This is a genomic window from Mycobacterium sp. TH-M103, assembly GCF_057473785.1.
In genome coordinates, this window is sequence record NZ_JBYCLG010000279.1 from 1 (window position 1) to 21,414 (window position 21,414).

At 70.4% G+C, this 21,414-nt stretch carries 21 protein-coding genes; 12 read left to right on the forward strand and 9 right to left on the reverse strand.

Features of this window, described 5'->3' with window-relative positions:
- The 5 genes from AC2VOR_RS15790 to nicT form a co-directional block, all read right to left on the reverse strand.
- The coding region (locus AC2VOR_RS15790; RefSeq protein ID WP_486964087.1) for a nickel-dependent hydrogenase large subunit at positions 1-403 on the reverse strand (403 nt) is incomplete at its 3' end.
- A 51-nt stretch (positions 404-454) separates the two neighbouring features.
- Positions 455-1,510: an NADH-quinone oxidoreductase subunit B family protein gene (locus tag AC2VOR_RS15795; protein ID WP_369739485.1), complete on the reverse strand. Its 1,056-nt coding sequence runs from the start codon at positions 1,508-1,510 to the stop codon at positions 455-457.
- Between the two features lie 302 nt (positions 1,511-1,812).
- Positions 1,813-2,562: a hydrogenase nickel incorporation protein HypB gene (gene hypB / locus AC2VOR_RS15800; RefSeq protein WP_369739484.1), complete on the reverse strand. Its 750-nt coding sequence runs from the start codon at positions 2,560-2,562 to the stop codon at positions 1,813-1,815.
- A 44-nt stretch (positions 2,563-2,606) separates the two neighbouring features.
- Positions 2,607-2,942, reverse strand: coding sequence for a hydrogenase maturation nickel metallochaperone HypA (locus tag AC2VOR_RS15805; RefSeq protein ID WP_369739483.1), 336 nt, complete (start codon positions 2,940-2,942; stop codon positions 2,607-2,609).
- Positions 2,943-3,034: 92 nt separating this feature from the next.
- Positions 3,035-4,162, reverse strand: coding sequence for a Nickel transporter NicT (gene nicT, locus AC2VOR_RS15810; protein ID WP_369739482.1), 1,128 nt, complete (start codon positions 4,160-4,162; stop codon positions 3,035-3,037).
- A 144-nt stretch (positions 4,163-4,306) separates the two neighbouring features.
- Between nicT and AC2VOR_RS15815 the strand changes: the two genes are divergently transcribed.
- The gene (locus tag AC2VOR_RS15815) at positions 4,307-4,810 is read left to right on the forward strand and encodes a Fur family transcriptional regulator (RefSeq protein WP_369739481.1); all 504 of its coding nucleotides are present in this window, start codon (positions 4,307-4,309) and stop codon (positions 4,808-4,810) included.
- Positions 4,811-4,814: 4 nt separating this feature from the next.
- Here the strand turns inward: AC2VOR_RS15815 and mtr are convergent, their stop codons facing one another.
- Positions 4,815-6,191: a mycothione reductase gene (gene mtr, locus AC2VOR_RS15820; RefSeq protein WP_369739480.1), complete on the reverse strand. Its 1,377-nt coding sequence runs from the start codon at positions 6,189-6,191 to the stop codon at positions 4,815-4,817.
- Between the two features lie 9 nt (positions 6,192-6,200).
- Positions 6,201-7,208, reverse strand: a complete 1,008-nt coding sequence (locus AC2VOR_RS15825) for an alpha/beta hydrolase (RefSeq protein WP_369741673.1) — start codon at positions 7,206-7,208, stop codon at positions 6,201-6,203.
- 185 nt (positions 7,209-7,393) lie between these two features.
- Here AC2VOR_RS15825 and mqo point away from each other — a divergent pair, with 185 nt between their 5' ends.
- From mqo to AC2VOR_RS15865, 8 genes are all read left to right on the forward strand, one after another.
- Positions 7,394-8,824, forward strand: a complete 1,431-nt coding sequence (mqo, locus tag AC2VOR_RS15830) for a malate dehydrogenase (quinone) (protein ID WP_486964091.1) — start codon at positions 7,394-7,396, stop codon at positions 8,822-8,824.
- Between the two features lie 108 nt (positions 8,825-8,932).
- Complete coding sequence (locus tag AC2VOR_RS15835) at positions 8,933-9,403, forward strand: GNAT family N-acetyltransferase (RefSeq protein ID WP_369739478.1); 471 nt, start codon at positions 8,933-8,935, stop codon at positions 9,401-9,403.
- Positions 9,400-11,238: a magnesium chelatase subunit D family protein gene (locus AC2VOR_RS15840; RefSeq protein ID WP_369739477.1), complete on the forward strand. Its 1,839-nt coding sequence runs from the start codon at positions 9,400-9,402 to the stop codon at positions 11,236-11,238. The genes AC2VOR_RS15835 and AC2VOR_RS15840 overlap by 4 nt, the downstream gene beginning before the upstream one ends.
- Positions 11,239-11,260: 22 nt before the next feature.
- Entirely contained in the window at positions 11,261-11,875 is a 615-nt protein-coding gene (cobO, locus tag AC2VOR_RS15845) for a cob(I)yrinic acid a,c-diamide adenosyltransferase (RefSeq protein ID WP_369739476.1), read from the forward strand.
- A gap of 88 nt (positions 11,876-11,963) precedes the next feature.
- Entirely contained in the window at positions 11,964-13,367 is a 1,404-nt protein-coding gene (locus AC2VOR_RS15850) for a cobyrinic acid a,c-diamide synthase CobB (protein WP_486964088.1), read from the forward strand.
- Positions 13,368-13,376: 9 nt separating this feature from the next.
- Positions 13,377-14,591, forward strand: coding sequence for a uroporphyrinogen-III C-methyltransferase (cobA, locus tag AC2VOR_RS15855; protein ID WP_369739473.1), 1,215 nt, complete (start codon positions 13,377-13,379; stop codon positions 14,589-14,591).
- 22 nt (positions 14,592-14,613) lie between these two features.
- Positions 14,614-16,206: an MFS transporter gene (locus tag AC2VOR_RS15860; RefSeq protein WP_486964089.1), complete on the forward strand. Its 1,593-nt coding sequence runs from the start codon at positions 14,614-14,616 to the stop codon at positions 16,204-16,206.
- Positions 16,207-16,254: 48 nt separating this feature from the next.
- Positions 16,255-18,012, forward strand: coding sequence for a proline--tRNA ligase (locus AC2VOR_RS15865; protein ID WP_369739471.1), 1,758 nt, complete (start codon positions 16,255-16,257; stop codon positions 18,010-18,012).
- Between the two features lie 15 nt (positions 18,013-18,027).
- Here the strand turns inward: AC2VOR_RS15865 and AC2VOR_RS15870 are convergent, their stop codons facing one another.
- Positions 18,028-18,501, reverse strand: a complete 474-nt coding sequence (locus AC2VOR_RS15870) for a ferritin-like domain-containing protein (RefSeq protein ID WP_486964090.1) — start codon at positions 18,499-18,501, stop codon at positions 18,028-18,030.
- Positions 18,498-19,031, reverse strand: coding sequence for a hypothetical protein (locus AC2VOR_RS15875; RefSeq protein ID WP_369739469.1), 534 nt, complete (start codon positions 19,029-19,031; stop codon positions 18,498-18,500). The genes AC2VOR_RS15870 and AC2VOR_RS15875 overlap by 4 nt, the downstream gene beginning before the upstream one ends.
- Positions 19,032-19,209: 178 nt before the next feature.
- Here AC2VOR_RS15875 and rimP point away from each other — a divergent pair, with 178 nt between their 5' ends.
- The 3 genes from rimP to AC2VOR_RS15890 all read left to right on the forward strand — a co-directional run bounded on the left by rimP (position 19,210) and on the right by AC2VOR_RS15890 (position 21,288).
- Positions 19,210-19,758 (forward strand): ribosome maturation factor RimP, encoded by a 549-nt coding sequence (rimP, locus tag AC2VOR_RS15880; RefSeq protein ID WP_369739468.1) that lies wholly within the window; start codon positions 19,210-19,212, stop codon positions 19,756-19,758.
- Between the two features lie 49 nt (positions 19,759-19,807).
- Positions 19,808-20,851, forward strand: a complete 1,044-nt coding sequence (gene nusA / locus AC2VOR_RS15885) for a transcription termination factor NusA (RefSeq protein ID WP_369739467.1) — start codon at positions 19,808-19,810, stop codon at positions 20,849-20,851.
- 200 nt (positions 20,852-21,051) lie between these two features.
- Positions 21,052-21,288 carry a YlxR family protein gene (locus AC2VOR_RS15890; RefSeq protein WP_486964092.1) on the forward strand — a complete coding sequence of 79 codons (237 nt, stop codon included), beginning with the start codon at positions 21,052-21,054 and terminating at the stop codon, positions 21,286-21,288.
- Positions 21,289-21,414: the final 126 nt, after the last annotated feature.

Genomic DNA, 21,414 nt, shown 5'->3' on the forward strand with positions numbered 1-21,414 from the left:
AGAAGTCCACGCCGACCAGATTCTCCTGGAAGATGTTGTGGTCGAACATGTATTCCGCGGCCTCGCCGAGGTTGACGATCCACTCGCCCAGATGCGGCGGCTTGACGCCGTAGGCCATGTTCTGCGCGTAGCACGAACACGTCGCGTGGTTGTCGCCGCAGATGCCGCAGATGCGGCTGGTGATGAAGTGGGCGTCGCGCGGGTCCTTGCCCTTCATGAAGATCGAGTAGCCGCGGAAGATCGACGACGTGCTGTGGCACTCGACGACCTCTTTGTTCTCGAAGTCGATCTTCGTGTAGATGCCGAGGCTGCCGACGATCCGGGTGATCGGGTCCCAGGCCATCTCGACGAGTTGCCCGGGCTCGCGCCGGCTGGTGGTCGGTTCGGGGACGATAGTTGTCATCGATCTCTCCGTCTGCGGTGGGAATTCCGCGGTGAGAATGGAGTGCCCGGCCTACCAGGTGCGGCGCGCTCCGGTGGTGAGTTGGTTGCCGTTGTGCCGCCAGCGCGGCTCTTTGTCGACGGTGCGGGCCGTGATACCCCTCAAATTGCGAATCACGGTCCCGTACAGACCCACCGCCGCGCTCGATATCTTGCCGCCCGGCGGCTCGTCCATGAACGGCATGAACTTGTCCGGGAAGCCGGGCATGGTGCACCCGATGCAGATGCCGCCGACGTTCGGGCAACCCCCGACGCCGTTGATCCAGCCGCGCTTGGGCACGTTGCATTTGACAACCGGCCCCCAACAGCCAAGCTTGACAATGCATTTCGGTGAGCCGTATTCGGTGGCGAAGTCGCCCTGCTCGTAGTAGCCGGCGCGGTCGCACCCCTCGTGCACGGTCTTGCCGAACAGCCACTGCGGGCGCAGCGCGTCGTCGAGCGGGATCATCGGCGCCTGACCGGTCGCCATGTAGAGCAGGTAGGTCAGCGTCTCGGACAGGTTGTCCGGATGGATCGGGCAGCCGGGGACGCAGACGATCGGGATGTCGGCCTTGCTCTTCCAGTCCCAGCCGAGATAGTCCGGCACTCCCATCGCCCCGGTCGGATTGCCGGCCATCGCGTGGATGCCGCCGTAGGTCGCGCACGTCCCGACGGCGACGATCGCGGTGGCCTTGGGCGCCAGCCGGTCGAGCCACTCGCTGGTGGTCATCGGCTGACCGGTGGCCGGGTCGTTGCCGAACCCGCACCAGTACCCCTCGTCCTTGATCTTCTCGTTGGGAATCGAGCCCTCGACCACCAACACGAAGGGTTCGAGCTCGCCGCGCTCGGCCTTGAAGAACCAGGCGAGGAAGTCGTCGGCTCCTCCGCTGGGGCCGCATTCGAAATCGATCAACGGCCAGTGCACGGCGACCTTCGGGAGGCCCGGGAGCGCGCCGAGGGCGATCTCCTCGACGCTGGGCTGGGTGGCGGCAGTCAACGCCACCGAATCGCCGTCACAACTGAGCCCTGCATTGATCCAGAGAACGTGGATCAGCGTTTCTTCTGCTTTGACTGCCGCTTCTGCTGGCATGCTGCAGCTTTCCGGGGCGGGCCAGGGCCCCTACGCCGCCGGAGTCGACCGTCGGCCCACTTGCGCGGCGCTGGTTCTGGGTCTACTCCCGCAGGTAGGCGTTGTCAACGGTTACCCGGGCCCGGATAAGTGGACGCATGTCGCATAGCCGCTCAGTTAGGTGGAATACTGTGGCGGGCAGCATGTTCCGCATCCTGGCGAGCGCTGCGCATCGCCGCAGCCGGCGATCGCCGGGGACTTTCGGCATCGGGTGCCGATAGCCGGGCCACCGCGCGCAGGCCGCGGCCGCAAAGCCGGTGCGCTCAGGCCGGCGACGTGCCGGCGAACCGCCGCAGCCAGCCGAACCAGGCGTCCAGGCCGGCGCCGGTGCGGGCGCTGACGGGCAGGATCGGTGCCGTCGCGTTGACCTGACGAACATGGTGCACATAGGTGTCGACGTCGACGTCCAGGTGGGGCACCAGGTCAATCTTGTTGAGCAGCACCACATCCACCGAGCGAAACATCACCGGGTATTTCAGCGGCTTGTCCTCGCCCTCGGTCACCGAGTAGACCATGGCCTTGGCGTGCTCGCCGACGTCGAACTCGGCCGGGCAGACCAGGTTGCCGACGTTCTCGATGATCACCAGGTCCAGGCGGGACAGGTCGAGGCCCGGCAGTGCGCGACCGACCATGGGCGCGTCGAGATGGCATTCGCCGCCAAAGCCGTTGCTGGTGTTCAGCAGTGACACCTGGGCGCCGCGGCCGCTGAGCTTGGCGGCATCCAGGTCGGTGGCGATGTCGCCCTCGATCACCCCGATCGCGATCTCTTCGGCCAGCTCGTCCAGTGTGGCCTGCAGGATGGTCGTCTTGCCCGATCCCGGCGAGCTCATCAGGTTGAGGGTGCGGATCCCGTTGCTCTCGAACGCCGCCCTGTTGGCCGCCGCGAACACGTCGTTCTCGGCGAAGATCGACTCCAGCACGTCGACGCGCTGCCGTCCCGTCCCGTAGTGGCTGTGATCGCCGTGCTCGTGGGCGTGCACGGTGCCGTCGTCGTGCCGGTGAAATCTACCCATCACCAGATCCGTTCATTCCGAATGCCTTTCACCAGAGGTGCCCCTCACGAGACGTCCAGCGACGTCACCAGGAATTCGTTGCCGCGTAACACCTCGACGTCGGGGCTGTCGCACCGCGGGCACCAGATCGACCACGACGACGTGATCTTCGACCGCTCGCCGCACGCACGGCAGTGCACCTCGGCGGCGACGCATTCGAGCTCGAGCTCGGCGTCCGGCATGTCCTCGGCGTCGCGGACGAGGGTCCAGCAGAACGACAGCGATTCCGGCACCACCTGGCGAAGGGCCCCGATCCGCACCCGCACCACCTCGACGTGGCGGCCGCCGGCGTGCGTCTTGGCCACACCGGCGATCGCCTCGCAGAGCGCGAGCTCATGCACCGCGGATCACCGCTGCCCGCGCGCGGCCGAGGAGCACATGGCACCGTTCTACACCCCAACCACGGTTCTGCGGGAGGGTCGCAGGACACGCTTCAAGGCGTGCTCTCGGCCCCCGCGGTGGTGGTGTCCCACCTCTCCTCGATGCGGCCGTAGCGCCAGACGAGCAGGGCGACGGCCCAGGTGAGAACGAACATGCCGACCACGAAGTAGCCGACCGCGTTGAGGTCCAGCCCGCCGATCCACTCCCAGAACGGCCCCCGCCAGCCGAACTGGCCGGCGAACAGTCCCAGCAGTTCCACGCTGCCGATGAGTAGGGCCACGGCCACCGACAGCGCGGTGATGATGATGTTGTAGTAGATCTTGCGCACCGGGCTGGAAAAGGCCCAGCCGTAGGCGAAGTTCATGAACGACCCGTCGACGGTGTCCAGCAGGCACATGCCGGCGGCGAACAGCACGGGCAGGCACAGGATGGCGTACCACGGCAGGCCGGAGGCGGCGCTCGAACTCGCGAGCACCAGCAGCGCGATCTCCGTGGCGGTGTCGAACCCGAGCCCGAACAGCAACCCGACCGGGTAGGCGTGCCAGGACTTGGTGATCGACTTGGTGAACCGGCCGAGCAACCGGTTGACCAGCCCCCGGTTGTCCAGGTGCTGTTCCAGTTTGGCCTCGTCGTAGTGGCCGCGGCGCAGCCGGGCGAACACCCGCAGGATGCCGGCGAGGATGACGATGTTGACGATGGCGATCAGGTACAGGAACGCACCGGAGACGCTCGTCCCGATCAGGCCGGTGTAGTGGTGCAGGGCCGAGGAGTCGTTCTCGACGGGCCCCACGAGGGTTTTGATCCCGCAGGTCAGCAGCACCGCCAGCGCGAAGACCACCGTGGAGTGGCCCAGCGAGAAGAAGAAACCGACCGCGAGGGGACGCTGCCCGTCGTTCATCAGCTTGCGGGTGGTGTTGTCGATCGCGGCAATGTGATCGGCGTCGAAGGCATGCCGCATGCCCAGGGTGTAGGCCGTGATGCCGATGCCGACGCCGAAGGCCTTGCCGCCCACGCTGAGCTGGGCGGGCTCGACCAGCAGCACCAGGGTCAGCCAGCCGATCAGGTGCAGTGCGACGATGAGCGCCGACATCGCTGCGAGCCGCGACCACTCCGCCGGTGTCAGGGCGCTGCGAAGCCTGGTCTTCCATGAGGGCCGCCAGTCGAGCTGAGCACTGGCCACTGGAATCCTTCCGGCATCGGGCGGACAACAACCGGCCCGACTGTAAGCAGCATTCACGCCTAGATGCAAGTCGCTTGCAGGAGCTGCGGCGCCGCGCCGCGACGAAGACTGGCGGTCCCGGGCGTCGGGAGCAACACTGGACGGGTGAGTTGTAAGCAGTCCGTTCTGGACCCCGCCGTCACCGAGCGAATCGGTGAGTTCCTGCGGGCGCGCGGGCTGCGGCGGATGGCGTCGCGGATCCAGGTGCTGGCGGTGCTCGAGCCGGTCGACGGGCACCTGCCGGTCGCCGACATCCACAAGCGGGTACGCGAATGTCTGCCGCCCGGCACGCAGGCGCCCGACGTGGCGACCATCTACCGCACGGTGACCACCCTGGTCGACCAGGGTGTGCTGCATGCGTTGACGCTGGACAGCGGCGTCACGACCTACGGGCTGGCCACCGCCCCCCATCACCACGCGGTCTGCACCCAGTGCGGCTCGATCATCGAGGTTCCGGCCCGGCAGCTCAGTTCCGCGCTCGAGCAGGCGATGGCGGGCAGCTCGTTCGCGCTCTCCGAGCGGGCCGGCCTGACCCTGCGCGGCCTGTGCCCGCGGTGCCAGGCCGCCGCCGAGCCCGGTCCGCGGCCGCGCGGACGCTCGCGGCGCTGACTGTCTAGTAGAGGTTCAGCAGGGCGTTCTCGACCACCTCCGGTAGCGCCGGATGGATCCAGTACTGGCCTCGGGCCATCTGCGGTGCCCTCAGCCCGAAGCTCATCGCCTGGATCAGCGGCTGGATGATCGACGACGCCTGATGGCCCATGATGTGCGCGCCGAGCAGGTGTCCGGTGGAGCGGTCGGCGATCAACTTGACGATGCCGGTGGTGTCTTCCATCGCCCAGCCGTACGCCACGTCCCCGTAGTCCTGGATCGCGACCGCGACGTCGAATCCGGCTGCGACGGCCTGGTTCTCGGTCAGGCCGACCGTCGCCAGCTGGGGGTCGGTGAACACCGCCGCCGGGACGTGGCGGTGGTCGGTCGCCACCATCGACCCGGTGTCGTCCCAGTCGCAGAGCAGGTTGTCCCGCACGACACGGGCCTCGTGGTTGGCGACGTGCTTGAGCTGATACGGCGACGACACGTCGCCCAGGGCGAAAACGTTGCGCGCCGAGGTGCGTTGATACCGGTCGACGACCACGCGCCCGCATTCGACGTCGACCCCCGCCCGGGCGGCGTCGAGGAGGTCGCCGTTGGGCACCCGGCCGGTCGCGACCAGCAACAGGTCGGCGGCCAGCGTCGACCCGTCGTCGAGCCGCAGCTCGACGACCGCGCCGCGGTTGGTGCCGCCCACGACATTGCGGTGGGTGCGCAGGTCCCATTTGGCGGCCGCGATGCGGGTGAACCGCTCGCAGATGGTGTCGTCGCAGTGCCGCAGCAGGCAGCCGCCGCGGGCCACGATCGTGACCCGCACGCCCAGGGCGGAGAAAACGTGCGCGAATTCTGCTGCCACGAAGCCACTTCCGAGGATCACCAGGTGGCCGGGCAGCTCGGGGATCCGCATGACGGTGTCGCTGGTGTGGTAGTCGAGGCCGGACGCCGAGATCGCCGGCGGAACCACCGGCCGCGACCCCGCCGCGATCACCACCTGGTCGGCGGCGAACTCGTCGGTCCCGGCGCGCAGCAGGTACCGGCCGTCGGATTGCGCGGGCCCGAACCGGGTGTGCTCGCGGTACACGTCGATGTTGGCTGCGCTGCGCCGGTACTGCTCGCCGCCGACCGCGATGGGATCGATGCGGCCGAAGATGCGGGAGACGACGTCCGCCCAGCGCACCCCGTCCAGGTGCGCGTCGACGCCGTAGCGCGCCGCGCCGCGGATCGTCTGGGCGACGTCGGCGGCGTAGACGTACATCTTCGTCGGGATGCACCCGACGTTGAGGCAGGTGCCACCGAAGGTGCCCTGCTCGCAGATCGCCACCCGCTTACCCGCGTAGCGATCGTCGAGAATGCTGTTGCCCGAACCGGTTCCGATGATCGCGAGGTCGTAGTTCTCCATCGGGGCCGCTCACCTGCCTTCCTGCGACGCCGCGGCGTCGATGTTTTCGGCGCGCAGGTGGTCGTCCAGCCAGCGGTCGAGCCGGCGGTAGGCCTCCCGGCGCGGTTGCTCCAGGGACAGGAACACGTCGTGTTTGGCGTCGGCGACCGGTACGACGGTGGTGTGGTTCCCGATGCAGCCGGCCCACCGGGCGATCTGGGTGACGTCGAGCACCGCGTCCCCGCAATGCATCGCCGCCGGGTCGTTGCATTCGGCCACGCTGTAATCCGACCGCAGGATCAGGTTGGGCACGCCGACGTCGAGCCCGCGGTGCAGCCGCGCCTGGCCGCGCCGCACGGCGTGCAGCCAGCCGAACGTGATCGGGAAGCCGCCCACGGGTTTCCACGTCAGGTCGTAGTCGAATTCGCCGTGGTAGTCGCGGTGCAGGGTGGTGCCGTAACCGCCCTGGGCGGGCGGCCGGGCCACCCCCTTGGACCGCACCCGCGACAGCCCCGCGATCACCGCCGAGGACACCGGGTGGCGCAGGACGGCCGGGCCGTGCAGGTCCAGAAACGGGCTGTTGAGCACCAGGCCGCCGATGCCGGCGTGCGCCGCCGCGTCGCGCCGCCGCAGCCGGTCCAGCCACAGCGACGCGATCAGCCCGCCGGCGGAGTGGGCGTACACCAGCACCTTCCCGGGCTGGGCCCGCTCCCGGATCGCGGCCAGGGCGTGGCCGAGTTCGAGGTCGTAGCGGTCCAGGTCGGTGACGAAGTGCGGCGTCTGGCCGTCGCGCCGCGATCGGCCGCACTTGCGCAGGTCCAGCGCATAGAAGGCGAAACCGCGGGCGGCGAAGTGATCCGCCAGCGCGGTGTGGAAGAAGTAGTCGGTGTAGCCGTGCACCGCCAGGACCGCGTGGCCGACGTCCCCGTCCGGTGGCCCGCCACGCCGGACCAGCGTGGCGACGATCTCGCCTTCGCCGTCGGGATCGGGACCCAGCGGCAGGGTGCGCTGCCAGTAGCCGGGCAGGACGTCGGGCATCCAGCCAGTCACCCGGCCAGCTTAAGGTGCGGTCACGGCCGGTGGCCGCAGGGAGGCGCACGTCTTTGCGCCGCTACCGGTCGATAGCCTGAGAATCGGCACTCCCAAGGGAAGGAACCGACGATCCGGTGTCGAGGCAACCCAGAGCCGCGCGGACTGACGTCGCGCTGGTGGGCGCGGGCATCATGAGCGCCACGCTGGGCGCGTTGCTGCGCCGGCTGGAACCGGACTGGTCGATCACCCTGATCGAGCGGCTGGACGCCGTCGCCGGCGAGAGCAGCAATCCCTGGAACAACGCCGGCACCGGGCATTCGGCGCTGTGCGAGCTCAACTACACCCCCCAGCGCCCGGACGGGTCGATCGACATCGGCAAGGCGGTGCACGTCAACGAGCAATTCCAGGTGACCCGCCAATTCTGGGCCTACGCCGTCACGAAGGGGATAGTGCCCGATCGCGGCTTCCTCAACCCGATTCCGCACGCGAGCTTCGTCCGCGGCGCGCAGCGCGTCGACTACCTGCGGCGGCGGCGGCGGGCGCTGGCCGGAAACCCCCTGTTCGCCGGCACCGAACTGATCGAGGACCCCGACGAGTTCGCGCGCCGGCTGCCCCTGATGGCCGCCGGGCGGGACTTCTCCGAGCCTTTCGCGCTGAACTGGGCGCCCCACGGCACCGACGTCGACTTCGGTGAGTTGTCCCGCCAGCTCGTCGGCTTCTGCGTGCGCCACGGGACCACCGCGCTGTTCGGTCACGAGGTGCGCGGCCTCGCGCGCCAGGGCGACGGCAGCTGGACGCTGCTCGTCGGCAATCGCCGGACCGGTCAAAGGCGCAGGCTCAACGCGAAATTCGTCTTCGTCGGCGCCGGCGGCGATGCGCTGCCGCTGCTGCAGAGATCGGGCATCAGGGAGGTCAGGGGGTTCGCCGGGTTCCCGATCGGGGGTCGCTTCCTGCGCGCCGCCAGGCCGGCGCTCACCGCCGCGCACCGGGCCAAGGTGTACGGTGTCCCGGCGCCGGGCGCCCCGCCGCTGGGCGCGCTGCACCTGGACCTGCGGCTGGTCAACGGCAGGGCATGGCTGGTGTTCGGCCCGTACGCCGGCTGGTCGCCGAAGTTCTTGAAGCACGGGCATTTCAGCGATCTTCCCCGCTCGGTGAAGCCGGACAACCTGCTGTCGATGCTCGGCGTCGGTGTCACCGAGCTGGCCCTGCTGAACTACCTGATCGGCCAGCTGCGACTGACCGCCCCCGGCCGGGTGCGCATGTTGCGGGAATTCGTGCCCGGCGCAAAGGATTCGGACTGGGAGCTGACCGTGGCCGGTCAGCGGGTGCAGGTGATCCGGCGGGACCCGCGCAGGGGTGGGGCCCTGGACTTCGGCACGACCCTGCTGAGCGACGCGGACGGCACGATCGCCGGGCTGCTCGGGGGCTCGCCGGGGGCGTCGACCGCCGTGCCGATCGCGCTCGACGTGCTGCGGCGGTGCTTTGCCGACCGGTACCAAACCTGGCTTCCCACCCTCAAGGAGATGGTTCCGTCCCTGGGCGTGAAGCTTTCCGACGAGCCGGCGCTGTTCGACGAGGTGTGGTCGTGGGGCAGCAAGGCCTTACGGCTGGAGGTTGCATGAGGATGGGTCGCGCCGGCGACGATGCAGAGCGAAGCGATGAGGAGGAGTGGCGCTGATGAGTCGCGCCGGCGACGATGCAGAGCGAAGCGATGAGGAGGAGTGGCGCTGATGAGTGAGCCGCTGCGTCGCGCCTGGTCGCAGGACCTCGACACCCAAACCCTCTACGAGCTGCTCAAGCTGAGGGTCGAGGTGTTCGTCGTCGAACAGGCCTGCCCCTACCCGGAGTTGGACGGTCGCGACCTGCTCGCCGAAACCCGGCACTTCTGGCTGGAATCGCCCGACGGCGAAGTCATCTGCACCCTGCGGCTGATGGAGGAGCACGCCGGGGGCACCAAGGCGTTCCGCATCGGCCGGCTGTGCACCAAACGCAGTGTGCGGGGTCAGGGCCACACCACCCGGCTGCTGCGCGCCGCGCTGGCCGAGGTCGGCGACTACCCGTGCCGGATCAACGCGCAGACGTATCTGGCCGACATGTATGCACAGCACGGGTTCGTCCGCGACGGTGAGGATTTCGTCGACGACGGGGTGCCGCATGTGCCGATGCTGCGGCCCGGTTCCGGTCTGGCCGAGCTGCCGTGAAGCCCTATCCCTTCAGCGCGATCGTCGGGCACGACCAGTTGCGGCTCGCCCTGCTGCTGTGCGCCGTGCGCCCGGACATCGGCGGGGCGCTCATCCGGGGCGAAAAGGGGACGGCCAAGTCGACCGCCGTGCGCGGCCTTGCCGTGCTGCTGTCCGCCGCGACCGGCGGTGCCGGCCTGGTCGAGATGCCGCTGGGCGCAACCGAAGACCGGGTGATCGGTTCGCTGGACCTGCAGCGGGTGCTGCGTGAGGGTGAGCACGCCTTCTCGCCGGGCCTGCTGGCGCGCGCCCACGGTGGCGTCCTCTACGTCGACGAGGTCAACCTGCTGCACGATCACCTGGTCGACGTGCTGCTCGACGCCGCGGCGATGGGCCGGGTGCACGTCGAACGCGACGGCATCTCCCATTCGCACGAGGCGCGGTTCGTGCTGATCGGCACGATGAACCCCGAGGAGGGCGAGCTGCGTCCGCAACTGCTGGACCGGTTCGGTCTGACCGTCGACGTGCACGCCTCCCGCGATGTCGACGTCCGCGTGCAGGTGATCCGGCAGCGGATGGCCTACGAGGCCGATCCCGACGCCTTCGCCGAGCGCTACGCCGACGCCGACGCCGAACTGGCCCGGCGGATCGCGGCCGCGCGCTCCCTGGTCGGCGACGTGGTGTTGCCGGACAACGAGTTACGGCGCATCGCGGCGCTGTGTGCCGCGTTCGACGTCGACGGCATGCGGGCCGACCTCGTGCTGGCCCGCACCGCGGTCGCCCACGCCGCCTGGCGCGGCGCGGCCACCGTCGAGGAACAGGACATCCGGGTCGCGGCCGAGTTGGCGTTGCCGCACCGGCGCCGCCGCGACCCGTTCGACGACCCGGGCATCGAGCGCGAGCAACTCGACGCAGCGCTGGCGCAGGCCGGTGGCGGCGATCCCGAGCCGGACCCCGACCCGCCCGGCGGAGGTGCCTGCAACACTCCCGAGAATGCTGCGCCACAACAGGATTCGCGATCGCAGCCGTCGCGTCCGCAGCCGCCGCGGCCCAGCGCGCCGCCGTCGCAGACCTTCAGGACCCGCGCGCTACGGATTCCGGGCGTCGGCGCCGGTGCGCCCGGGCGGCGATCGCGCGCCCGCAACGCCACCGGCGGCGTGATCGGGGCGACCGAGGCCGGCGACACCGGCTCCGGGGCGCGCGGTCTGCACCTGTTCGCCACGCTGCTGTCGGCCGCCGGGCACGGCGGCGGGGGACCGCTGCGCCCACGGCCCGACGACGTCCGCCTGGCCATCCGCGAAGGGCGCGAGGGCAATCTGGTGGTCTTCGTCGTCGACGCGTCCGGTTCGATGGCCGCACGGGACCGCATGGCCGCCGTCGGCGGCGCCGCGCTGTCCCTGCTGCGCGACGCCTACCAGCGCCGCGACAAGGTCGCGGTCATCACGTTCCGCCAGCGGGAGGCCAGGCTGGTGCTCCCGCCGACGTCGTCGGCGCACATCGCCGGACGGCGGCTGGCCCGGTTCGACACCGGCGGCAAGACCCCGCTGGCCGAGGGCCTGCTGGCCGCGCGCGAGCTGATCGTCCGGGAGCGCGTGCGCGACCGAACCCGGCGCGCGCTGGTCGTGGTGCTCACCGATGGGCGGGCCACGGGTGGGCCGGACCCGTTGGGCCGCACCCGCATCGCGGCGACCCGGCTGGCCGCCGAGGGTGCGGCCGCGGTGGTCGTGGACTGCGAGACGTCGTATGTGCGGCTGGGTTTGGCCGGGCAGCTGGCCCGCCAACTCGGCGCGCCGGCCGTGCGGCTCGAGCAGTTGCACGCCGACCATTTGACGCGGGCCGTGCGCGGCGCCGCCTGAACCGCCGGAAGGTACGCGCCACATGCCCCAGGGAACGCCCCTGCAAGTCCCCGACGACGGCCTGACCACGCGGGCCCGCCGCAACACCCCCGTGCTGGCGGTGCACACCGGCGCGGGCAAGGGAAAGTCCACCGCGGCGTTCGGGATGGCGCTGCGGGCGTGGAACGCCGGGCTGGACGTCGCCGTCTTCCAGTTCGTCAAGAGCGCCAAGTGGAAAGTGGGCGAGGAGGAGGCCTTTGCGCGGCTCGGCGAGCTGCACGAGACCCACGGGATGGGCGGCGCCGTCGAGTGGCACAAGATGGGAGCGGGCTGGTCCTGGACGCGCAAGCGGGGCAGCGAGGTCGACCACGCCGCCGCGGCGGCCGACGGATGGGCCGAGATCGCCCGGCGGCTGGCCGCCGGGCGGCACGACTTCTACGTGCTCGACGAGTTCACCTACCCGCTCAAGTGGGGCTGGATCGACGTCGACGGCGTGGTCGAGGCGCTGCGGGGCCGGCCCGGTTGTCAGCACGTGGTGATCACCGGGCGCGACGCCCCGCCGCGGCTGGTCGAGGCCGCCGACCTGGTCACCGAGATGGCCAAGGTCAAGCACCCGATGGACGCGGGGCGCAAGGGCCAGAAGGGCATCGAGTGGTGAGCCCGCGCCCCTTTCCCCGCGAGCGTGCGCGTCTGCACGCCGACACGCCGCGCAGCGCGGCATTCTGCGCACGCTCGCGGGCCGATCCGTGACCCCGGTCCCGGCCGTCGTCATCGCCGCGCCCGCATCGGGCAGCGGAAAGACGACCGTGGCGACGGGTTTGATGGGCGCCCTGCGGCGAAACGGGCATCGCGTCGCCCCGTTCAAAATCGGCCCGGACTTCATCGACCCCGGCTATCACGGCCTGGCCGCCGGCCGGCCCGGCCGCAACCTGGATCCGGTGCTGGTCGGGGAGCGGCTGATCGGGCCCCTGTACGCCCACGGCGCCGCCGGGGCGGACGTCGCCGTGGTCGAGGGCGTGATGGGCCTGTTCGACGGGCGGATCGGGTCCGGCGCGACGACGCCGGCGGCCGGATCCACCGCCCACGTCGCCGGGCTGTTGGGCGCCCCGGTGGTCCTGGTGGTCGACGCGCGCGGCCAGAGCCACAGCATCGCGGCCCTGCTGCATGGGTTCGCGACGTTCGACACCGCGACCCGGGTCGCCGGGGTGATCCTCAACCGCGTCGGGTCGCCCCGGCACGAGCAGGTGCTGCGCCAGGGCTGCGCGCAGGCCGGCGTGCCGGTGTTCGGGGCGATTCCGCGCTCCGCCGAACTGGAGGTGCCGACGAGGTATCTGGGTTTGGTCACCGCCGTCGAGCACGGCCGGCGCGCGCAGGCCGCGGTCGAGGCGATGACCGGCCTGGTCGCCCGCCACGTCGATTTGGCGGCCGTCGTGGCGGCCGCCCGCAGCCGCCCCGAGGGCCCGGTGTGGAATCCCGCGACGGCGGTGGCGGAGACGGGCGTCGAGCCCGCCGGGGCCGCCACCGTCGCGATGGCGGCGGGCAAGGCGTTCAGCTTCAGCTACACCGAGCACGCCGAACTGCTGCGCGCCGCCGGCGCCGAGGTCGCGGAGTTCGACCCGCTCGTCGACCCGCTGCCCGAAGGCACCGGCGCGGTGGTGCTGCCCGGCGGCTTTCCCGAACAGTTCACCGCCGAACTGTCCGCCAACGACCTCGTGCGCCGCCAGATCCGCGAGCTGGCCGGCGCCGGCGCGCCGGTGCACGCGGAATGCGCCGGGCTGATCTATCTGACCTCCGAGCTCGACGGGCACCCCATGTGCGGGGTGCTGGGCGGGTCGGCCCGGTTCACGCCGCGCCTCACCCTGGCGTACCGCGACGCCGTCGCGGCGGCCGATTCGCCCCTCTACCGTGCGGGCCGGCAGCTGGTCGGGCACGAATTCCACCGCACCGCGGTCACCTACGACCGCGACTACCCGCCGGCGTGGGCATACGGCGGCGACGGCGGGGACAGCTTGCGGGACGGCGCCGTGCACGCCGGCGTCCACGCGTCCTACCTGCACACCCATCCGGCCGCAGCGCCGGACGCGATGGTGCGCTTCGTCACCCACGCCGCCCGCCGCGCCCGGCTTCGCCGCGTCGGCGGTCGCCACTAGGCTTGCCGGGTGACCGAGACCGAGAACCCTTACCTGGTCGGATTGCGGCTGACCGGCAAGAAGGTCGTCGTGGTCGGCGGCGGGTCTGTCGCGCAGCGCCGGTTGCCCCTGCTCATCGCCAGCGGGGCGGACGTGCACGTCGTCTCCCGCGCCGCCACCCCCGCCGTCGAGTCGATGAGTGGTATCACGTTGTCCCTGCGCGATTACCGCGACGGGGATCTCGACGGCGCGTGGTACGCGATCGCGGCCACCGACGACCCGGAGGTCAACGCCGCCGTCGTCGCCGAGGCCGAGCGCCGTCAGACCTTCTGCGTCCGCGCCGATGTCGCGGTCGAGGGGACCGCGGTCACGCCGGCGTCCTTCAGCTACGCGGGACTGTCCGTCGGCGTCCTCGCCGGCGGGGAGCACCGCCGGTCCGCGGCGATCCGATCGGCGCTTCGCGAGGCGTTGCAGCAGGGCGTCATCACGGCCGAGAGCTCCGATGTCGTGCGCGGCGGCGTGGCGCTGGTCGGCGGCGGCCCGGGGGACCCCGAACTGATCACGGTGCGCGGCCGCCGGCTGCTCGCCCAGGCCGACGTGGTGGTCGCCGACCGGCTGGCGCCGCCGGAACTGCTCGCCGAGTTGTCGCCGCACGTGGAGGTCATCGACGCCGCCAAGATCCCCTACGGGCGGGCCATGGCCCAGGACGCGATCAACGACGTGATGGTCGAACGGGCGCGGGCCGGCAAATTCGTGGTCCGCCTCAAGGGCGGGGACCCCTTCGTGTTCGCGCGCGGCTACGAGGAGGTGCTCGCGTGCGCCGACGCCGGGATCCCGGTGACGGTGGTGCCGGGTGTGACAAGTGCCATAGGCGTGCCCGCGCTGGCGGGCGTCCCGGTCACCCATCGCGCGATAAATCACGAGTTTGTGGTTGTCAGCGGCCATCTGCCGCCCGGGCACCCCGAATCGTTAGTGAATTGGAACGCTTTGGCCGCATTGACCGGCACCATCGTTTTGCTGATGGCGGTCGAGCGCATCGAACTCTTCGTCGACGCCCTGCTAAAAGGCGGTCGACCTGCGGATACGCCCGTCCTCGTCGTCCAGCACGGGACGACGGCGGCTCAGCAGACGTTGCGGGCCAGCCTCGCCGACACGCCAGAGAAAATCCGCGCCGAGGGCGTCCGACCTCCCGCGATCGTCGTTATCGGGGCCGTCGCCGCCTTCGGGGCTTTAAACGATTCTTAAGATTACTGTAAGGTAACCCATTATGACGGCTCTCAACGACTCCGAGCGAGCGGTCCGGAATTGGACATCCGCACGCCCCGATCGGCCGGCCCCGGCGTCCGCGACGCGTCCGGCAGAGACCGCCCCCACGCGCATCGGCAGGTATTACCCGACGTGGCTGCCATCCCGCCGCTTCATCGCGGCCGTCATCGCGATCGGCGGCATGCAGTTGCTGGCGACCATGGACAGCACCGTGGCCATCGTCGCGCTGCCCAAGATCCAGAACGAGCTCAGCCTGTCCGACGCCGGCCGTAGCTGGGTGATCACCGCCTACGTGCTCACCTTCGGCGGCCTGATGTTGCTCGGCGGGCGTCTCGGCGACACCATCGGGCGCAAGCGCACCTTCATCGTCGGCGTCGCGTTGTTCACCATCTCCTCCGTCCTGTGCGCCGTAGCCTGGGACGACGCGACGCTGGTCATCGCGCGGCTCTCCCAGGGCGTGGGGTCGGCGATCGCGTCGCCGACCGGTCTGGCGCTGGTGGCCACGACCTTCCCCAAGGGGCCGGCGCGCAACTTCGCCACCGCGGTGTTCGCCGCGATGACCGCGGTCGGGTCGGTGATGGGCCTGGTGGTCGGCGGGGCGCTGACCGAGCTGTCGTGGCGGCTGGCGTTTTTGGTGAACGTGCCGATCGGGCTGGTGATGATCTACCTGGCCCGCACCGCGCTGCGCGAGACCAACAGGGAGCGGATGAAGCTCGACGCGGCGGGGGCCATGCTGGCCACCCTGGCGTGCACGGCCGCCGTCTTCGCCTTCTCGATGGGCCCGGAGAAGGGCTGGATCTCGATCACCACCCTCGGTTCCGGCGCGGTGGCGATGGCCGCCGCTCTGGCGTTCGTCATCGTCGAGCGCACCGCCGAGAACCCCGTCGTCCCGTTCCGGCTTTTCCGCGACCGCAACCGGTTGGTCACCTTCACCGCGATCTTCCTGGCCGGCGGCGTCATGTTCACCCTCACGGTGCTGATCGGCCTCTACGTGCAGGACATCCTGGGCTACAGCGCGCTGCGCGCGGGCGTCGGCTTCATCCCGTTCGTGATCGCGATGGGCATCGGCCTGGGCGTCTCCTCCCAGCTGGTTTCGCGGTTCTCACCGCGGATCGTGACGATCGCCGGCGGCTACCTGCTGTTCCTCGCCATGCTGTACGGCTGGTGGTTCATGCACCGCGGCGCACCCTATTTCCCCAACCTGGTCATGCCGATCGTCATCGGCGGGATCGGCATCGGCATGGCCGTCGTCCCGCTGACCCTGTCGGCTATCGCCGGCGTGGGCTTCGACCAGATCGGGCCGGTATCGGCGATGACCCTGATGCTGCAGAGCCTGGGCGGGCCGCTGGTCCTGGCGGTCATCCAGGCCGTGATCACCTCGCGCACGCTGTATCTGGGCGGCTCCACCGGCCCCGTCAAATTCATGAACGACGCCCAGTTGCGGGCGCTCGACCACGGCTACACCTATGGTCTGCTGTGGGTGGCCGGAGCCTCCATCATCGTCGGCGCGGCCGCGCTGTTCATCGGCTACACCCCTGAGCAGGTCGCCCACGCGCAGGAGGTCAAGGAAGCGATGGACGCCGGAGAGCTCTAGCGCCCCGCGTCGCCGCCGGCCCTCCCACGCACACTAGGCTGGCGGCCTGTGATCACCCGGATGTCCGAGCTGTTCCTGCGCACCCTGCGTGATGATCCCGCCGATGCCGAAGTCCCGAGCCACAGGCTGCTGATCCGCGCCGGATACGTGCGGCCCGTCGCGCCCGGGCTGTACAGCTGGCTGCCGCTGGGACTGCGGGTGTTGCGCAACATCGAACGCGTCGTCCGCGAGGAGATGAACGCGATCGGCGGGCAGGAGATCCTGTTCCCGGCGCTGCTGCCACGCACGCCGTACGAGACGACGAACCGCTGGACCGAGTACGGCGACAGCGTGTTCCGGCTGCAGGACCGCCGCGGCCACGACTACCTGCTGGGCCCGACCCACGAGGAGCTGTTCACCCTCACCGTCAAGGGCGAATACAACTCCTACAAAGACCTGCCGCTGGTGCTCTACCAGATCCAGAACAAGTACCGGGACGAGGCGCGACCGCGGGCCGGCATCCTGCGCGTCCGGGAGTTCCTGATGAAGGACTCCTACTCCTTCGACGTCGACGACGCCGGGCTCGAGGCCGCCTACCGCGCGCATCGGGAGGCCTACCAGCGCATCTTCGCCCGGCTGCGGGTGCGCTACGTCATCGTGTCCGCGACCTCGGGAGCGATGGGCGGCAGCGCCTCCGAGGAGTTCCTGGCCGAGAGCCCGGTCGGCGAGGACACCTTCGTGCGGTGCCTGGAGTCCGGTTACGCGGCCAACGTCGAGGCCGTGATCACCCCCCGGCCCGAGCCGCCTCCCGCCGACGTCGTGGCCGGCCTGCCCGAGGCGCAGGTCCACGACACCGGCGACACCCCGACCATCGCGAGCCTGGTGGAGTGGGCCAACAACGCCGGCCTCGGCCGCACCGTCACCGCGGCCGATACGCTGAAGAACGTCTTGCTCAAGGTTCGCGAGCCCGGCGGCGACTGGGAGCTGCTGGCCATCGGGCTGCCCGGCGACCGCGAGGTCGACGAAAAGCGGCTGGGCGCGGCCCTCGAGCCCGCCGAGCACGCACTGCTCGACGACACCGATTTCGCCCGGTACCCGTTCCTGGTGAAGGGTTATATAGGACCGAAGGGTTTGTGCGAGAACAAGGTTCGCTACCTGGTCGATCCGCGGGTGGTCGAGGGCACCAGCTGGATCACCGGGGCCGACGAGCCCGGGCGCCATGTCGTGGGCCTGGTGGCCGGCCGGGACTTCACCGCCGACGGCACCATCGAGGCCGCCGAGGTGCGCGACGGCGACCCGTCGCCCGACGGGGCCGGACCGCTGGTCTCCGCGCGGGGCATCGAAATCGGGCACATCTTCCAACTCGGCCGCAAATACACCGATGCCTTCGCCCTCGACGTGCTCGGCGAGGACGGCAGGCCCGTGCGGGTGACGATGGGTTCCTACGGCATCGGGGTGTCGCGGCTGGTCGCCGTCATCGCCGAGCAGCACCACGACGAGCTGGGGTTGCGCTGGCCGTCGGCGGTGTCGCCCTTCGACGTCCACCTGGTGATCGCCAACAAAGACGAAGCGGCCCGGGCCGGGGCCACCGCGCTGGCCGCCGAGCTCGATCGGCTGGGCGTGGAGGTGCTGCTCGACGACCGAACGGCATCCCCCGGCGTGAAGTTCAAGGACGCCGAGTTGCTGGGGGTGCCGCGGGTCGTCGTCGTCGGGCGGGGCTGGGGAGACGGCGTGGTCGAGCTGCGCGACCGCTTCACGGGGCAGACCCGCGAGCTGGCGGCCAAAGAATCGCTGGCCGGCGAGATCGCAGCGGTACTGAGCTCCTGAAGCCGCGGGCGGGAGCTATTCGTCCCCGCCCGGGAAGGCCGTCGTGATGGGCCAGGCGTTGAGCACCCGGTTCCACCTGGAGGCCATCACCGCGCTCTGCGTCAGGGCCGTGGAGGCGAACGCGCGGTCGTCCGCCGTCTCGGCGCGCTCGACGACCACACGCCACGCGGTCGCGCAGTCGCTCTCCATCCGCACCGCCAGGCGGGCCGCATCCGCCGGGCTGGCCACCACCATGGGCAACTGGTAGCCGGCCGCGGGGACCGGAGCGTTGACCTTACGCGCATCGAGCATCGCGATGACGTCGTCGCGGCGCTGGCGATGCTCGGTCAGGCCGTCCACCACCAGATTGTTGACGCCGGGAGGCGATAGCGCCGAGACGATGCCGTAGCCGTAGATGGTGGAGTGTTCGACGGCGAGAGCGTCGCACAGAGCCGCGTCGTCGCCGTTCTTGGCGGTGGGGCCGGCGGGGGCGCGCTTCGGCGTCGTCACGGCGTCGGCCCCGCGGGTGCCAGGGCGACCGAGTAACTCGCGGTGCAGCTCGCGGCGATGGACGCGAGCAGCCCGGCCCGGTAGCCCGACGAGGTGGCCACCAGGCGCCCGGCGGTCTCGGCGGACGTGCGCAGCGACTCGACCACGTCGGACAGCGGGGGCGGCGGGGGGGGCGCCGCCTCGCCGGTCGGGCTGGGGCTGGTGGTCTCGCTCGTCGTGCTCGAGGGCGCACCCAACTTGGCGGAGGCCCGCCAGATCTCCGTGGACAGGGCGCGCGCGTGCGCGGCGCGCTGGGTGGCGACCACGGACAGCGCCGCGGCGACCTGCGGCGGGTTGCCGACGGCGGCCGCGGCCGCGGCGGCGAGCGCACTGTCGTGGCGCGCCTGGTCCAACGGTCCCAGCAATTCTTCGACGGCGGGGGGCTTGGGTTTGGGCTGGCCGCAGGCGGACACCGCCACACCCAGCGCGGCCAGGGCCGCGCCGCCGGCAAGCACGCCCCGCCTGTTGGTCACGGGTGATGCGCTAGGCACAGCAATATCCTGCCATTGGCACGAGGCTAACCGGTGTCAGGACCTTGACCAGGCGATCACGCCACCATCGGCGATCCCTGGCGTATCGTTGAGACACGGTTCTCGGGGAACGGCGGCCGTCACCGTTCCACCGCGCCACTCGCCAGTCGACCGGACAACTCAAGATGAGGAGCTCGCCGTGACCACCGGGCTACCTTCGCAGACGCAGGTGATCGAGCTGCTCGGTGGGGAGTTCGCGCGCGCAGGCTTCGAGATCGAGGATGTGGTCATCGACACCCGGGCGCGCCCGCCGCGGATCACGGTGGTCGCCGACGGCGACACCGCGCCGGACCTCGACACGATAGCGGCCCTGTCGCGTTCGGCGTCGGCGTTGCTGGACGGCCTGGACAACGCGGGGGACCGCTATGTGCTCGAGGTCAGTTCGCCCGGGGTCGAGCGCCCGCTGACCAGCGCCAAACACTTTCGCCGCGCCCGCGGCCGCAAGGTCGAGGCGACGTTGTCCGACGGCTCCCGGCTCACCGGCCGGGTCGGCGAGACCTGCGAGGACGCCGTCGCGCTGGTGGTGCGTGACGGCCGCAGCCTGACGGTCCGCGAGATCCCCCTCGCCGAGATCGTGAACGCGGTGGTGCAGGTGGAGTTCTCCCCGCCGAGCCGGGCCGAGCTGGACCTGGCCGTGAAGGATCTGGCCGGGACGGATCGGGCCCGCAGGACGGAGGCCGAAGCATGAACCGCGCCGGCGACGATGCAGAGCTGAGCGATGAAGAGGAGCGGCGCTGATGAACATCGACATGGCGGCGCTGCATGCCATCGAGGTGGACCGGGGCATCTCGGTCACCGAGCTGCTCGAGACGATCAAATCGGCGCTGCTCACCGCCTATCGGCACACCCAGGGCCACCAGAACGACGCCCGCATCGAGATCGACCGCAAAACCGGTGTCGTGCGGGTGATGGCCCGCGAGACCGACGAGGACGGCAACGTCATCAGCGAGTGGGACGACACCCCCGAGGGTTTCGGCCGCATCGCGGCCACCACCGCGCGGCAGGTCATGCTGCAGCGTTTCCGCGACGCCGAGAACGAACGCACCTACGGCGAGTTCTCCACCAGGGAGGGCGAGATCGTCGCCGGCGTGATCCAGCGCGACAGCCGGGCCAATGCTCGCGGGCTGGTGGTGGTGCGGATAGGCACCGAGACCAAGGCGTCCGAGGGGGTGATTCCGGCCGCGGAGCAGGTCCCGGGGGAGAGCTACGAGCACGGCGATCGGGTGCGGTGTTACGTGGTCGGCGTGACCCGCGGGTCGCGCGAGCCGCTGATCACGCTGTCGCGGACGCACCCCAACCTGGTACGCAAGCTGTTCTCCCTGGAGGTGCCCGAGATCGCCGACGGGTCGGTGGAGATCGTGGCGGTCGCCCGGGAGGCCGGCCATCGCTCCAAGATCGCGGTGCGGTCGAACGTTCCCGGCCTGAACGCCAAGGGCGCGTGCATCGGCCCGATGGGGCAGCGGGTCCGCAACGTGATGAGCGAGCTGTCCGGGGAGAAGATCGACATCATCGACTACGACGAGGACCCGGCCCGTTTCGTCGCCAACGCGCTGTCCCCGGCGAAGGTCGTCTCGGTGTCGATCATCGACCAGGCCGCCCGCGCCGCCCGCGTGGTGGTGCCCGACTTCCAGCTGTCGCTGGCCATCGGCAAGGAGGGGCAGAACGCGCGGCTGGCCGCCCGGCTCACCGGATGGCGCATCGACATCCGCGGGGATTCGCCGGCGCACGCCGAGGACCAACCCGGTCCGGGTGCCAGCCGGGCGATCGGACATTCGGGCTAGGCCGCCCGGAGGCGAAGGTCACGGTACGGCTGTGGGTGGTTCTGACCACGGGTTGGGTGACGCTAGACTGAGCCGTGATCCAGCGCAAGCCTTCGGCCCCCGAAGCCAGCTGGGCGCACAGAAGTACCGATGGACCGGTGCGGACGTGCGTCGGGTGCCGAAAGCGAGAGTTGGCCGTCGACCTGCTTCGAGTGGTGGCTGTGTCCACGGGGAACGGTTCCTACGCCGTGACCGTTGACGCGGGCAATAGCCTGCCGGGCCGGGGTGCGTGGCTGCATCCCGACCCGCAGTGCATCCAACAGGCGGTGCGGCGGCGAGCTTTCACCAGATCGCTGCGCATCGCCGGTTCACCGGATACCACCGCGGTGGTCGAGTACTCCAATGCACTCGGCCCCCCGGCAAACAGAACAGGTAGCAAGAACATGAGCACACCGTGAAGTCCCGATGACCATGCGTCATAGCTAAACCCGAGGCGCCGGCCTACGACTGTCGCGCCTCATAGACAGGAGATGTAGTGGCAGGTAAGGCCCGCGTACACGAGTTGGCCAAGGAACTCGGTGTCA